This window comes from Streptomyces sp. NPDC058671, from assembly GCF_042716475.1.
Lineage (GTDB): Bacteria > Actinomycetota > Actinomycetes > Streptomycetales > Streptomycetaceae > Streptomyces.
Genome location: NZ_JBHXSA010000001.1, coordinates 150,291 through 164,001, shown reverse-complemented (window position 1 = coordinate 164,001; position 13,711 = coordinate 150,291). Strand labels below are relative to the sequence as shown.

The window sequence follows — 13,711 nt, the reverse complement described above, 5'->3', positions numbered from 1 at the left end:
CCCCTTGTCCCGACCGATCGTTCGGTTACTCTAACTCCGTACGTGTCTCCCTGCCCAGCTCGACGAGGAGTTGGTCCATCCATGGCCACCGCTCAGCTGACCACCGACCGTCTGGCCGAGAAGCACCGGTCCACGCTCGACCAGGCGCTCGACACCATCCGGACCCGTGCCTACTGGTCGCCGTACCCCGAGCACCCGAAGGCGTACGGGGCGGACGGCTCGCTCGACGCGGCGGCGGGCCTCGCCGCCCACCAGGCCACGTTGAGCACCCGCTTCGAGCTCGACCAGCCCGGCACGGACGGCTGGACCGGCGGCGAGACCTCGCCGTACGGCCCGTCGCTCGGCATCGAGTACCCGCACGCGGACATCGACGTCCTGCTGCCCGCGATGCGCGCGGGGACGGGCGCCTGGCGCGACGCGGGGGCCGAGGCCCGCGCCCTGGTCTGCCTGGAGATCCTCGCCCGGATCTCCGCCCGCACCCATGAGTTCGCCCATGCCGTGATGCACACCAGCGGGCAGGCGTTCATGATGGCGTTCCAGGCCGGCGGACCGCACGCGCAGGACCGCGGCCTCGAAGCCGTGGCGTACGCGTACGCGGAGCAGACCCGCACCCCCGCGGGACGGGCCGACTGGTCCAAGCCCCAGGGCAAGCGCGACCCCCTGGAGCTGAGCAAGGAGTTCACCCCGGTCGGCCGCGGCATCGCCCTGGTGATCGGCTGCAACACCTTCCCCACGTGGAACGGCTACCCGGGCCTGTTCGCCTCCCTCGCCACCGGCAACCCGGTCCTCGTCAAGCCGCACCCGCGCGCGGTCCTGCCGCTGGCGCTCACCGTCCGTGTCGCCCGCGAGGTGCTCGCCGAGGCCGGCTTCGACCCGAACCTGGTCGCGCTCGCCGTCGAGCGGCCGGGCGAGGGCATCGCCAAGACGCTGGCCGTCCGCCCCGAGATCCGGATCATCGACTACACCGGTTCCACCGAGTTCGGCGACTGGCTGGAGGCCAACGCCCGGCAGGCCCAGGTCTACACCGAGAAGGCCGGCGTCAACACGGTCGTGGTCGACTCGACCGACGACTACAAGGGCATGCTCGCCAACCTGGCGTTCTCGCTGTCCCTGTACAGCGGCCAGATGTGCACCACCCCGCAGAACCTCCTGATCCCCCGCGAGGGCATCGTCACCGACCAGGGCCCCAAGTCGTACGACGAGGTCGTCGCCGACCTCGCGGCGTCCGTCGACGGTCTGCTCGGCGACGACGCCCGGGCGAACGGTCTGCTCGGCGCCCTGGTCAACCCGGACGTGAAGGCGCGCCTGGAGGCCGCCGCGGGTCTCGGTGAGGTGGCGCTCGCCTCCCGCGAGGTGGCCAACCCGGAGTACCCGGACGCCGTGGTTCGTACGCCGGTCATCGTGAAGCTGGACGGCTCCAAGCCGGACGCCCAGGCCGCGTACTTCTCGGAGTGCTTCGGACCGGTCTCCTTCGCCGTCTCGGTGGACTCCACCGACGACGCCCTGGAGCTGCTGCGGCGCACGGTGCGGGAGAAGGGCGCGATGACGGTCGGGGCCTACACGACGTCGGCGGAGACCGAGCGCGCGGTGGAGGAGGTCTGCCTGGAGGAGTCGGCCCAGCTCTCGCTGAACCTCACGGGCGGGGTGTACGTGAACCAGACCGCCGCGTTCTCCGACTTCCACGGCTCGGGCGGCAACCCGGCGGCGAACGCGGCGCTGTGCGACGGCGCCTTCGTCTCCAACCGCTTCCGGGTGGTGGAGGTCCGCCGCCAGGCCTGAGGCACAGGCGCGTGGAGGCTCCATGGGGGGCCTCCACGCCCGCGGGGGGGGCTGGGGACCTCCGGGGGCCCGGGGCCCCGCTAGGGGCTGTCGATCTCCGCGTAGCGCTGCACCCAGGCGTGCATGGCGATGGCGGCGGCGGCCCCGGCGTTGATCGAGCGAGTCGAGCCGAACTGGGCGATCGAGCAGACCATCTCGACGTGGGCGCGGGCCTCCTCGGTGAGTCCCGGGCCCTCCTGCCCGAAGAGCAGCACGCAGCGGCGGGGCAGCACGGTCCGCTCCAGCGGTACGGCGCCCGGCAGGTTGTCGATCCCGATGACCGGAATGCCCTCGGCCGCCGCCCACGAGGTCAGGGACTCGGTGTCCGGGTGGTGCCGGACGTGCTGGTAGCGGTCGGTGACCATGGCGCCACGGCGGTTCCAGCGCCGGCGGCCCACGATGTGGACCTCCTTCGCGAGGAAGGCGTTGGCGGTCCGTACGACCGAGCCGATGTTGAAGTCGTGGCCCCAGTTCTCCACGGCCACATGGAAGTCATGGCGCCGGGTGTCCAGGTCGGCGACGACCGCCTCCCGCGTCCAGTACCGGTAGCGGTCCACGACGTTGCGCCGGTCGCCGCCGGCGAGCAGCTCGGGGTCGTACCGCTCGTCCTCGGGCCACGGCCCCGGGTGCGGTCCGACGCCGATCTCGGGGCCGAAGCCCTCGTCGTACTGAGCCGGCTCGACGTCCCCGGCAGCGGCCTCGACTCCGGCCCCGGCAGCGGGCTTCTCTTCGGTGGTGCTCACCCGACGAGGGTACGGGGACCGTGCTCCTCACCCGTACGGCGCTGCTCGGGCAGCGTCCCGGCGGTCGGGCGCCGCAGCAGCCGGTCCCGGCGGCGCCCGACCCACGCGCCGAGCGCCATCAGGAAGGGCGTCGGCAGGAAGACGGCGTCGGCGGAGATCATCGCGAGCGAGAAGACCGGTAGTCCGAGAAGCACCGCGATCCCGGCGTGCTCCAGCATCATCGCGACCAGCAGGACGTTCTTGACCTTGCGGTGGAAGAGCGTGAAGGGGAAGGCGACCTGGATGACCACCGTGCCGTAGGTCAGCAGCATCACCATGACCCCGCTGGTCCCGAGCAGCTCGGAGAGGGCCGGCCAGGGCGTGAAGTAGTCGAGGTTGAGCGGGTAGAACAGGGCGGTGCCGTCCTGCCAGCGCGAGCCCTGGATCTTGTACCAGCCGGCCGTGGCGTAGATCAGACAGACCTCGGCCATGATCACGAACAGGGCCGCGTTGTGCGCGAGGTGGGCGAGGGCGTCGAGCAGGGTGCGCGGTTCCTCCGGCGCGTACCGGCGGACCAGCCACCACAGGCCGTTGCCGAGCCACAGGACCCACAGCAGGACGGGCAGCCACCACTCGCCGGTGACCTCGCTGAACCAGGTCGTGGCGAGGAGGAAGCCGCCGAGCACGGTCCACAGCAGCGGGCCGACGCGATCGTCGCGCGGCGGCTCGCCCGCCGCGGCGGCGCGGGCGTCACCGGCCGCCCGCCGGGCGTCGAGCGACCACACCTGGGCGCAGCGGGTCAGCACGAGGTAGATCGCGGCGAGGTGGAGGACGTTGTCGCCACCGTCGCCGACGAAGACGGAGCGGTTCTGCAGCGAGAGCACCCCGACCATGAAGACCACCGAGACGGCCCGGGTGCGCCAGCCGACCAGGAGGAGCACGGCGGAGAGCACGGCGAGCCCGTAGACGAGCTCGAACCAGATCCGGCCGTCCGACCACATGAGGACGGTGAAGGACCGGTTGTCGGCGATCAGCCGCCGGGCCATCTCCCAGGACCAGGGACCGTCGGGGCCGTACAGCTCATGGCGGTGCGGCAGCTCGCGCAGCAGGAAGAACAGCCAGGTCAGCGAGAAGCCGATCCGCACGATCGCGGTCTGGTAGGGGCCCAGGGAGCGTCCCGTGACGGTCTGGACGGCGCGGGCGAGCCGGCGGTCGAACGGTTCGCGGGTACGCGCGCGCGTGGCGGTGCCCGCGGGAGGGACAGGCACCGGGGGTGTGGGGGCCGGGGCAGGGCTGCGGGTGCTCATCGGCCCGCCTCCGTGCGGCTGCGCGCCGCCTCCGCGTGGTTCCGGTCGGGTTCGGCGGGCCGGTCGGCCTCGGTGACCGGCCACCACGGGAAGTCCTGGTAGGAGGGGGCGGTGTCGGTCTCCTCCGTGCTCCACCGGGGGGCGGCGACGGGCCGGGTGACGGTACGCAGCTGTACCCGCCGCACGTCCCCGGTGATCGTCCGCCCGTCGGGGCCTTCGAGGGCGGGGAGGGCGTCGAGGCGGAGCATCGCGATCCGGCGCATGTACTCCTCCGAGAGGCGGCCGCGCGACCCGTTGGGGCGGTCGTCGTCGGAGTGGGAGCCGAGGTAGAAGTCCACGGCCCGGCGGAGTTCGTTCTGCTGGGCGTGGCTGGGCACGGGGTTGTGGCGGATCGCCTCGGCGTCCTGGGCGGTGAGGTCGATCCAGCCGGTCGTGCTCAGGGCACCGTCGGCGGTGGCGAGCTCGGCGCGGACCTCGACGGAGATGTTCTGTTGGAGCGGGTTGGGCGCGAAGAGCTTCCAGTTCTGTTCGAACTCGGGGTAGACCCAGTCGTCGACGGCCTGGCCGTGCCGTTTGGTCAGCGTGTTGGACGGCGCCACGTGCAGGAACACCATCGCCAGATGGACGCAGGCGAAGACCCCCGCGACGGCCAGCGCCACGGCGAGGACGACCTGGTAGGGCAGGGAGAGGGCCATGATCCCGGTGGTCGCGCGGTCCGCCGGGGGAGTGGTTTCCGGGGTGTCGGCGAGGGGGTCCGCCGGGGCCGCGGGAGGGCTCTCGTGCACGTCAGCCGCGTCCCTCTCGACGTCCGCGTCCATTCCGCCCCGATCTCGATCGGCCCACCTCGGTTATCCACAGGGTTGACACCATACGGGCCGTCGACTCACCATTGAAGTCATTCAACCGAACGATCGGTCGGTAGGGGGTCCGATGACCGCAGTGACGGCAGGGACGGCAGTGACCACGGGCGTGCCCGGCGTGTCGGACGCGGCCGTGGCGGCGGAGCAGGCCGCTCACGAGGCCGTGTTCGACGCCGCCGTGGCCGCCGACGAGCGGATCGAGCCACGCGACTGGATGCCCGAGGCCTACCGGGCCTCGCTCGTCCGGCAGATCGCGCAGCATGCCCACTCCGAAATCATCGGCATGCAGCCGGAGGCGAACTGGATCACCCGCGCGCCCTCGCTGCGGCGCAAGGCGATCCTCATGGCCAAGGTCCAGGACGAGGCCGGCCACGGCCTGTACCTGTACAGCGCGGCCGAAACCCTCGGCACCAGCCGGGACGAGCTGCTCGACAAGCTCCACTCGGGCCGCCAGAAGTACTCCTCGATCTTCAACTACCCGACGCTGACCTGGGCCGACGTCGGCGCGATCGGCTGGCTGGTGGACGGGGCCGCGATCACCAACCAGGTCCCGCTCTGCCGCTGCTCGTACGGGCCGTACGCCCGCGCGATGGTCCGGGTCTGCAAGGAGGAGTCCTTCCACCAGCGCCAGGGGTACGAGGCACTGCTCGCCCTCTCCCGGGGCACCGAGGCCCAGCACGCCATGGCCCAGGACGCGGTGGACCGCTGGTGGTGGCCCTCCCTGATGATGTTCGGCCCCCCGGACGACGAGTCGGCGCACTCCGCCCAGTCGATGGCCTGGAAGATCAAGCGCCACTCCAACGACGAGCTCCGCCAGCGCTTCGTCGACATCGCCGTGCCGCAGGCCGAGGCACTCGGACTCACCCTCCCCGACCCCGACCTCCGGTGGAACGAGGAGCGCGGGCACTACGACTTCGGCCCGATCGACTGGGCCGAGTTCCGGGACGTCCTCAAGGGCAACGGCCCGTGCAACGACCAGCGGCTGAGCAAGCGACGCCAGGCCCACGAGGACGGCGCCTGGGTCAGGGAAGCGGCGACCGCCCACGCGGAGAAGCACAAGCACACCGGCAAGGACGGGGAGGCACAGGCATGACGAGCGACGGTTGGCCCCTGTGGGAGGTGTTCGTGCGCTCCCGCCGCGGACTGTCCCACACCCACGCGGGCAGTCTCCACGCGCCCGACGCGGAGATGGCCCTGCGCAACGCCCGCGACCTGTACACCCGCAGGAGCGAAGGCGTGTCGATCTGGGTCGTCCCCTCCACGGAAATCACCGCCTCCTCCCCCGACGAGAAGGACCCCTTCTTCGAGCCGGCCGCGGACAAGGCCTACCGCCACCCGACGTTCTACGAGATCCCTGAGGGGGTGAAGCACCTGTGAGCACCCCCGACACGCACGAGGGCACCGTGATCGCCGCGGCCGCCCTCGCCCTCGGCGACGACGCCCTCGTCCTCTCCCACCGCCTGGGGGAGTGGGCGGGCTCCGCCCCCGTCCTGGAGGAGGAGGTCGCCCTGGCCAACATCGCGCTGGACCTCCTCGGCCAGGCCCGCATCCTGCTCTCGCTCGTCGGCGACGAGGACGAACTGGCCTACCTGCGCGAGGAGCGTTCCTTCCGGAACGTCCAACTGGTCGAGCATCCGAACGGCGACTTCGCCCACACCATCGCCCGACAGCTCTACTTCTCCACCTACCAGCGCCTCCTGTACGGGCAGCTGGCGTCCGGCGACGGACCCTTCGCCGGCCTCGCGGCCAAGGCCGTCAAGGAGGTCGCCTACCACCAGGACCACGCCGAGCAGTGGACCCTGCGCCTCGGCGACGGCACCGCCGAGAGCCACGAGCGGATGCAGCGGGCCTCCGAGGCCCTCTGGCGGTACACGGGCGAGCTGTTCCAGCCCGTCGAAGGCCTCGACCTGGACCACGCGGCCATGGAGAGCGCCTGGCTGGCCTCGGTGACGGACGTCCTCGGCAGGGCCACGCTCACCGTGCCCTCCGGGCCCCGCACCGGCGCCTGGCGCGCGGGAGCCGGACGTCAGGGCCTGCACACCGAGCCCTTCGGCCGGATGCTCGCCGAGATGCAGCACCTGCACCGCAGCCACCCGGGGGCGACATGGTGACCATGACCGCCCTGGAGGAGGAACTGAGCCGGATCGCCGGCGCCGTCCTCGACCCCGAGCTGCCCGTCATCACCCTGGCCGAGCTCGGCGTGCTGCGCGGCGTCCAGGTCACCGGCCCCGGCCGGGTCGAGGTCGCCCTCACCCCGACCTACACGGGCTGCCCCGCCGTCGAGGCCATGACCTCGGACATCGAGCGCGCGCTCCACGAGCACGGAGTGCCGGAAGTCTCCGTCCTCACGGTCCTCGCCCCCGCCTGGTCCACCGACGACATCAGCGAGGAAGGCCGCCGGAAGCTGGCCGAGTTCGGCGTCGCCCCGCCGCGCCCCCAGGGCCCCGCGGGCCCCGACGGCGGACCGGTGCCGCTGACCCTGGCCATCCGCTGCCCCCACTGCGGCTCCACCGACACCGAGCTCCTCAGCCGCTTCTCCTCGACCGCGTGCAAGGCACTGCGCCGCTGCACCACCTGCCGCGAACCGTTCGACCACTTCAAGGAGTTGTAGATGGCGACCTCAGGCTCCCCCAGCCCCCGCCGGGAGGCATCCCCGGGGCGGGCCGGGTTCCATCCGCTCAGGGTGAGCGAGGTCGAGCGGCTCACCGACGACTCCGTGGCCGTCACCTTCGCCGTCCCACCCGAACTCCACGAGGCGTACCGACACCTCCCCGGCCAGCACCTCGCCCTGCGCCGCAGCGGCGAAGCCGGAGAGGAGATCCGCCGCACGTACTCCATCTGCGCCCCCGCCGCCCCGGCCGGCGAGCCCCCCGTCCTGCGCGTCGGCATCCGTCTCGTCGAGGGCGGCTCGTTCTCGACGTACGCGCTCAAGGAACTGGCCGTCGGTGACCTCGTCGAGGTCATGGAGCCCATGGGCCGCTTCACCCTCGCCCCGCGTCCCGGCCACTTCGCGGCCGTCGTCGGCGGCAGCGGCATCACCCCCGTCCTGTCGATCGCGGCCACCCTGCTCGCCCGCGAACCGGAAGCCCGGTTCTGCCTGGTCCGGAGCGACCGCACCGCCGCGTCCACGATGTTCCTCGACGAGGTCGCCGACCTGAAGGACCGCTACCCCGACCGCTTCCAGCTGGTCACCGTCCTCTCCCGGGAGGAACAGCAGGCGGGACTGCCGTCCGGCCGGCTCGACCGTGAGCGGCTCGCCGAACTGCTGCCCGCGCTGCTGCCGGTCGACACGATCGACGGCTGGTTCCTCTGCGGCCCCTTCGGGCTCGTGCAGGGCGCCGAGCGGGCACTGCGCGGCCTCGGGGTCGACCGCGGCCGGATCCACCAGGAGATCTTCCACGTCGACGACGGCTCCGCACCCGCCGCGGTCCCCGCCACCGACACCCCCGCGCACGCCACCCTGACCGCGACCCTGCACGGCCGGTCCGGCAGCTGGCCGGTGGACCGGGGCGAGTCCCTCCTCGACACGGTGCTCCGCGCCCGCGCCGACGCCCCGTACGCCTGCAAGGGCGGAGTGTGCGGCACCTGCCGCGCCTTCCTCGTCGGCGGAGAAGTGCGGATGGACCGCAACTTCGCACTGGAACCGGAGGAGACCGAAGCCGGATACGTCCTCGCCTGCCAGTCCCACCCGGTCACGGCGGACGTGGAGTTGGACTTCGACCGCTGACGAATCCGGACGTCTCCGCGAAGCCCCGGCCCCGACCTCGCCGCTCCCTTCACCATTACCTGCTCCATATTGACGGACCGTCAACGGAACAGGAGAAGCAACGGGAGGGCAGGGCAGTGGACTTCGCCTTCACCGAGGAGCAGCAAGCGGCGGTCGAGGCGACCGAGGCGGTCTTCTCGGGCGTCGCACCCGACGCGGTACCGAGCCCCGCCCGTCGCCCTGACCATCGAGCGGTAGCCCCGTACGCCACCACCACACCGACGTCATTCGGCCCGCTGCGACGCACAAGGAGGCCCTGGGCGACCAGCTGGCCATCCACCCCTCGGCTAGCCGGCGGACATCAGAGGACGAACGCCGGGCTGCCGTCCCCCGTCACCATCGGACGCCCGGCACCGTCCCAGGCGAGCATCCCGCCGTCGACGTTCACCGCGTCGAAGCCCTGCTGCACCAGATACTGCGTGACCTGCGCCGACCGGCCACCGACCCGGCACATCACATACGCGCGACCACGCTCGGCCACGGCCTCCGTCACCTCGCCGAAGCGGGCCACGAAATCGCTCATCGGCACGTGCAGCGCGCCCTCGACATGACCGGCCGCCCACTCGTCGTCCTCCCTGACGTCCAGCACCAGGGCATCCGCCGGCACGGAGGCCGCGTCCACCGAGGGGAGCGGGGAGAAATTCATGGGACCGGCCTTCTCTCGTCAGTACCGCCCGAAGGACATCGAGCGCACGGAAAAACCTACTGCACCAGTTCGGACAGCTCGTTCTCCCGCTCGGAGACCTGCGCGAGCAGCTGCTCCGCGATCTCCTCCAGGAGCCGGTCCGGGTCGTCCGGCGCCATCCGCAGCATCGCCCCGATCGCGCTCTCCTCCAGCTCACGCGCCAGCGCCGACAGCATGTCCTTGCGCTGCGCCAGCCACTCCAGACGCGCGTACAGCTCCTCGCTCTCGCTGAGCCGCTGGGCCGGTACGGGACCGGCCTCCCACTCGGCGGAGAGCTCACGCAGCAGGGCCTCGTCGCCCCGGGCGTAGGCGGCGTTCACCCGCGTGATGAACTCCTCGCGCCGCTTCCGCTCGTCCTCCTCACGGGCCAGATCGGGGTGGGCCTTGCGAGCCAGCTCCCGGTAGAGCCTGCGGACCTCCTCGCCGGGGCGGACCCGCTTCGGCGGCTGCACCGGCCTGTCGGTGAGCATGGCCTCCGCCTCGGGGGAAAGGCCGTCGGAGTCGATCCAGTCGTGGAACAGCTCGTCCACCCCGGGCATCGGCATGACCGCGGCCCGCGCCTCCTGCGCCCGCCGCAGATCCTCGGGGTCACCGCTGCGCGCCGCCCGCGCCTCGGCGATCCGGGCGTCGAGTTCGTCGAGCCGCGCGTACATCGGGCCGAGCTTCTGGTGGTGCAGCCGCGAGAAGTTGTCCACCTCGACCCGGAAGGTCTCGACGGCGATCTCGAACTCGATCAGTGCCTGCTCAGCCACCCGCACAGCCCGTTCAAGCCGAGCCTCGGGCCGCTGATCCCCACTCTCGCCCCCGGACCGCTCAGCCTCAGACCGCTCGTTCCGGGATTCCTCGGCCCTGGGCCGCTCAGTCTCAGACCGCCCGGTCTCAGGTCCCTTGTCCCCGGGCCGCTCGTCCCCAGGCTCCGCGGCCCTGGGCCGCTCGTCCCCGGGCCCGTCGTTCACACCCTGGTCCACGCTCACGTCCACGCCCGCCCAGTCCTCGTTCGGCCTCGTCCCCCCAGCCTACGGGCCTCAGAGGGCCTCGGGGGGCTCCCCCTCCCCCCTCCCTCCCGCCCCCGCCCCCTGACTGCTACCGCCCGCCCCCCGCCCCCCGCTACTCCCCAGCCGTCAGACGCCCTGTTCCGCCGCTATGCGGCCCGCGCGGACGGCCGAGAGCAGGTCGGCGTGGTCGGCGGTGGTGGTGTCCGCGTAGGACACGGCGAAGGAGGCGACGGCCTGGTCGAACTGGTCGTTCTTGCCGCAGTACCCGGCTATCAGGCGCGGGTCGGCGCTGTGGGCGTGGGCGCGGGCCAGCAGCGCGCCGGTCATCCGGCCGTAGTCGTCGACCTGCTCGACGGTGAGGGCGGCGGGGTCGACGCTGCCCTTGCGGTTGCGGAACTGGCGCACCTGGAAGGGGCGCCCGTCGACCGTGGTCCAGCCGAGCAGGATGTCGCTGACGACCTGCATCCGCTTCTGTCCGAGCACCACCCGTCGCCCCTCGTGGCCGGGTTCCGGCAGGGGGAAGCCCGCCGCCGGCAGATGCGGCAACAGCGCGGACGGACGGGCCTCCTTCACCTGGAGCACGAGCGGCTCTCCCCGGTGGTCGAGGAGCAGGACGACATAGGAACGGGTGCCGACGCTGCCGGTGCCGACCACCCGGAAGGCCACGTCGTGAACGGCGTACCGCGCGAGCAGCGGCAGTCTGTCCTCGGACACCGTCTCCAGGTACGGACCGAGGGAGGCGGCGACGACGGCGGCTTCGGCGTCCGGGACCCTGCGCAGTACCGGGGCGGCGTCGACGAACCGGCGGCCGCCGCCCTCCGCGTCGGTCACGGCCTCGGTCGACCGGGCGGCGAACCGGGCGCTCGTGTTGTTGCGGGCCTTGGCGGACACCTCCTCCAGGGTGCCGAGGAGATCACGGGCGTCGGTGTGCGAGACGAGTTCCTCGTCGGCGATCGCGTTCCAGGCGTCGAACGCGGGGAGCCGGGCGAGCAGGCGCATGGTGCGCCGGTAGGCACCGACGGTGTCGAAGGCGGCGGCCCGGCACATCTCCTCGCTCGCGCCCACCTCACGGCCCGCGAGGACCAGGGACGTCGCGAGCCGCTTGAGGTCCCATTCCCAGGGGCCGACGACGGTCTCGTCGAAGTCGTTGAGGTCCATGACGAGGCGGCCGCGGGCGTCGCCGTAGAGCCCGAAGTTGGCGGCGTGGGCGTCGCCGCACAACTGGGCGGCTATCCCTGTGACGGGGGTGTCGGCGAGATCGTGGGCCATCAGTCCGGCGGATCCGCGAAGGAACGCGAAGGGGCTGGCCGCCATCCTGCCGATCCGTATCGGCGCGAGCTCGGGGACGCGGTCGCGGCTCGACTCCTCGACGGCCCGGACCGCGTCCGGCCGGTCGTCGGCGAGGGCCGGCCGGGAGTGGGCGGAGCGTGGGACCCGCTCCCTGAGCTTCTTGCCCCGCTCCTTGTGGTCGCTTCCGCCACCGAGGGCGGCGCGCCGCGCGAACCCCGGTACGTGCGGGACGCGCACGTCCTCCGGGCTTCCGTCCGAACCGCGCTGTTCCGGTACTCCGGCCAGGATCTCGTCCATGGCACGCCTCCCCCGATGTGTGAGTCCAACATCATCCGAGGCTGACGGTACCGCCGCACCCGAGCGAGCGTCTCCCCCTGTGGACAACGCCGGTCACCCGCCTGTGGACAACTCTGCGGACAGGCCGACGGCGAACGGGTCCCGCGACGGGCTCAGACGGCCACGGCCTCCTCCATCTCCTCCTCGACCTCCCCCGTCTGCGCCCTCTCCTTCTGAGCCCTCGCGTCCTCGGATGTCTCCCTCGTAGCCCTCTCGTCCTCGGACTTTTCCCTCTCAGCCCTCTCCTCCTCGGTCACGACCGCGTCGTGGGTGCCCTGTGCCGGCCCGGCCGCGCGGCCACGCTTCGCCTCCGTGATCCCGGCGGCGGTGACGAGGGCGGTTCCGGCGAGGAACCAGAGGGCGAGGACGAGGACGTGCCCGCCGAGCGCGTGCCCGCCGAAGTAGACATGGCCGCGTACGCCCTCGATGAAGCCCGCGCCGTTCCAGAACGCGTGCAGTGCGCCGAAGAAGCCGGGCTGGAACTCGGGCCGGTAGATGCCGCCGGAGCTCGTGAAGTTGAGCATGACGAAGAGGACCATCACACCGAGGGTGGTCCAGCGGCGCAGGAAGGTGTGGAGGCCGACACCGACGAGCAGGATGCCCGCCGCGTACAGCCAGGACAGCGCCCACACGCCTCCGAGGCCATGGTCGACCAGGTGGAAGGCCGGTCCGGCGAAGAGCGTCCCGATGAGGCTGACGACGAGGGACATCCCTGCCGCGAGGAGGACCCGCACGCGCATGGGCAGGACGGCACCGGCTCCGCCGATGACGGCGACCGACGCGTACGCGCCGATGCTGAGGGCGACGAGCAGGAAGAAGACGCCCTGGCCGGTGGGGTCGCCGGGGGCGACGGGCGCCACGTCGGTGACCTTGAGCGGGGCGTCCTGCCCGGCGGCGACCTTGGTGAACACCTTCTCCACGGCCATGGCGCTGGTGTCGGAGGAGGCGGAGGCGATGAGCAGTTCGGGCTTCTCACCGGGGACGTAGGCACCGAAGCTCCCCTGCTCGCGCAAGGCGGTGACGGCCGTGTCCCGGTCGGCGACGGTACGGACGTCGAGGTCGCCGGCGCCCTTGTCCTGGAGGGTCTGCGCGAGGATCTGGGCGGTGGGCCCGGAGCCGACGACGTCGACGCGCAGATCGTGGGGTGCGGGGGCGTGGAACGCGCCGAGGTAGGCGAGCCCCATGCCGACGCACATCAGCAGCGGGGTGAGCAGATGTCCGAGGACGTGCCGCAACGCCCCGGTGGTGTTCGGTCCTGCGGACACCGATACCTCCATGGTTGGCTTTTACAACTACCGACTCGTTGTACTATACAACCGAAAGGCCGTGGTGGGTGAACAGTGCCCATCCGACGACGAGGGAGCCCCCATGACCGCCCCGATGACCGGCGCCGCAGAGCCCGCCGGAGAGCCCCTACGCGAGGCGTCCGTGGACGTCATCCAGCGTGAACTGACGGCCTTCGCGCGCCGAGCCCGCGCCGCCGCTGCCCGGGTCCACCCCGAGCTCCCGCTCGTCTCGTACACGCTCCTCGCCCACATCGAGGAACAGAGCGGTTGCCGCGCGACCGATCTCGCGGCCCACTACCTGCTCGACAAGTCGACGGTCAGCCGCCAGATCGCGGCCCTGGATAAGCTCGGTCTCGTCGAGCGCCGCCCCGCACCCGACGACCACCGCGTGCACGTCCTTCACCCCACCGAGGCGGGCACCACAGTGCTGACCACGGCCCGCACGAGCCGGCGCGCGGCCTACCAGGAACGCCTCAAGGACTGGCAGCCCGAGGACCTCGCCCGCTTCGCCGCCTACCTGCTCCGCTACAACGCGGCCGACCCCACCGACCTCCCGACCGACCTCCCCGGCAGCCCCCCGCACTGACCCCCGGCCCCGCACCCCTCCACCTCCAGCACGAAAGCCCAAGGCCCAACGCCCAAGGCC

The 13,711-nt window shown here is 72.1% G+C and carries 14 protein-coding genes; 7 read left to right on the top strand and 7 right to left on the bottom strand.

The window, feature by feature from the left end; genetic code table 11:
- Positions 1 to 81 precede the first annotated feature (81 nt).
- The gene (paaN, locus tag ACFWV2_RS00685) at positions 82 to 1,779 is read left to right on the top strand and encodes a phenylacetic acid degradation protein PaaN (RefSeq protein WP_384399547.1); all 1,698 of its coding nucleotides are present in this window, start codon (positions 82 to 84) and stop codon (positions 1,777 to 1,779) included.
- Between the two features lie 80 nt (positions 1,780 to 1,859).
- Here paaN and ACFWV2_RS00680 read toward each other — a convergent pair whose 3' ends face one another.
- From ACFWV2_RS00680 to ACFWV2_RS00670, 3 genes are read right to left on the bottom strand one after another with little or no spacing between them, the layout of a single operon-like run.
- Positions 1,860 to 2,561, bottom strand: coding sequence for a TrmH family RNA methyltransferase (locus ACFWV2_RS00680; RefSeq protein ID WP_384399545.1), 702 nt, complete (start codon positions 2,559 to 2,561; stop codon positions 1,860 to 1,862).
- Complete coding sequence (locus ACFWV2_RS00675) at positions 2,558 to 3,847, bottom strand: HTTM domain-containing protein (RefSeq protein WP_384399542.1); 1,290 nt, start codon at positions 3,845 to 3,847, stop codon at positions 2,558 to 2,560. The genes ACFWV2_RS00680 and ACFWV2_RS00675 overlap by 4 nt, the downstream gene beginning before the upstream one ends.
- The gene (locus tag ACFWV2_RS00670) at positions 3,844 to 4,665 is read right to left on the bottom strand and encodes a DUF5819 family protein (protein ID WP_384399539.1); all 822 of its coding nucleotides are present in this window, start codon (positions 4,663 to 4,665) and stop codon (positions 3,844 to 3,846) included. The genes ACFWV2_RS00675 and ACFWV2_RS00670 overlap by 4 nt, the downstream gene beginning before the upstream one ends.
- Before the next feature lie 112 nt (positions 4,666 to 4,777).
- On the opposite strand from ACFWV2_RS00670, the gene paaA reads away from it, so the two are divergent.
- From paaA to ACFWV2_RS00645, 5 genes are read left to right on the top strand one after another with little or no spacing between them, the layout of a single operon-like run.
- A complete protein-coding gene (paaA, locus tag ACFWV2_RS00665; protein WP_360788309.1) occupies positions 4,778 to 5,800 on the top strand; it encodes a 1,2-phenylacetyl-CoA epoxidase subunit PaaA in 1,023 nt (340 codons plus the stop codon).
- A complete protein-coding gene (gene paaB / locus ACFWV2_RS00660; RefSeq protein ID WP_250769027.1) occupies positions 5,797 to 6,084 on the top strand; it encodes a 1,2-phenylacetyl-CoA epoxidase subunit PaaB in 288 nt (95 codons plus the stop codon). The genes paaA and paaB overlap by 4 nt, the downstream gene beginning before the upstream one ends.
- A complete protein-coding gene (gene paaC, locus ACFWV2_RS00655; protein ID WP_384399536.1) occupies positions 6,081 to 6,818 on the top strand; it encodes a 1,2-phenylacetyl-CoA epoxidase subunit PaaC in 738 nt (245 codons plus the stop codon). The genes paaB and paaC overlap by 4 nt, the downstream gene beginning before the upstream one ends.
- Positions 6,812 to 7,318: a 1,2-phenylacetyl-CoA epoxidase subunit PaaD gene (gene paaD / locus ACFWV2_RS00650; protein ID WP_384399531.1), complete on the top strand. Its 507-nt coding sequence runs from the start codon at positions 6,812 to 6,814 to the stop codon at positions 7,316 to 7,318. Before paaC ends, paaD begins: the two co-directional genes overlap by 7 nt.
- Positions 7,319 to 8,434, top strand: a complete 1,116-nt coding sequence (locus ACFWV2_RS00645; RefSeq protein ID WP_384399528.1) for a 2Fe-2S iron-sulfur cluster-binding protein — start codon at positions 7,319 to 7,321, stop codon at positions 8,432 to 8,434.
- 340 nt (positions 8,435 to 8,774) lie between these two features.
- Here ACFWV2_RS00645 and ACFWV2_RS00640 read toward each other — a convergent pair whose 3' ends face one another.
- The 4 genes from ACFWV2_RS00640 to ACFWV2_RS00625 all read right to left on the bottom strand — a co-directional run bounded on the left by ACFWV2_RS00640 (position 8,775) and on the right by ACFWV2_RS00625 (position 13,044).
- Entirely contained in the window at positions 8,775 to 9,119 is a 345-nt protein-coding gene (locus tag ACFWV2_RS00640; protein ID WP_384399525.1) for a rhodanese-like domain-containing protein, read from the bottom strand.
- A gap of 56 nt (positions 9,120 to 9,175) precedes the next feature.
- Complete coding sequence (locus ACFWV2_RS00635; RefSeq protein WP_384399522.1) at positions 9,176 to 9,916, bottom strand: hypothetical protein; 741 nt, start codon at positions 9,914 to 9,916, stop codon at positions 9,176 to 9,178.
- A 363-nt stretch (positions 9,917 to 10,279) separates the two neighbouring features.
- Positions 10,280 to 11,740, bottom strand: a complete 1,461-nt coding sequence (locus ACFWV2_RS00630) for a DUF2252 domain-containing protein (protein ID WP_384399519.1) — start codon at positions 11,738 to 11,740, stop codon at positions 10,280 to 10,282.
- A gap of 152 nt (positions 11,741 to 11,892) precedes the next feature.
- Entirely contained in the window at positions 11,893 to 13,044 is a 1,152-nt protein-coding gene (locus ACFWV2_RS00625) for a hypothetical protein (RefSeq protein ID WP_384399516.1), read from the bottom strand.
- A 103-nt stretch (positions 13,045 to 13,147) separates the two neighbouring features.
- On the opposite strand from ACFWV2_RS00625, the gene ACFWV2_RS00620 reads away from it, so the two are divergent.
- On the top strand, positions 13,148 to 13,651 hold the full coding sequence (locus tag ACFWV2_RS00620) for a MarR family winged helix-turn-helix transcriptional regulator (protein WP_384399513.1): 504 nt from the start codon (positions 13,148 to 13,150) through the stop codon (positions 13,649 to 13,651).
- Positions 13,652 to 13,711 lie beyond the last annotated feature (60 nt).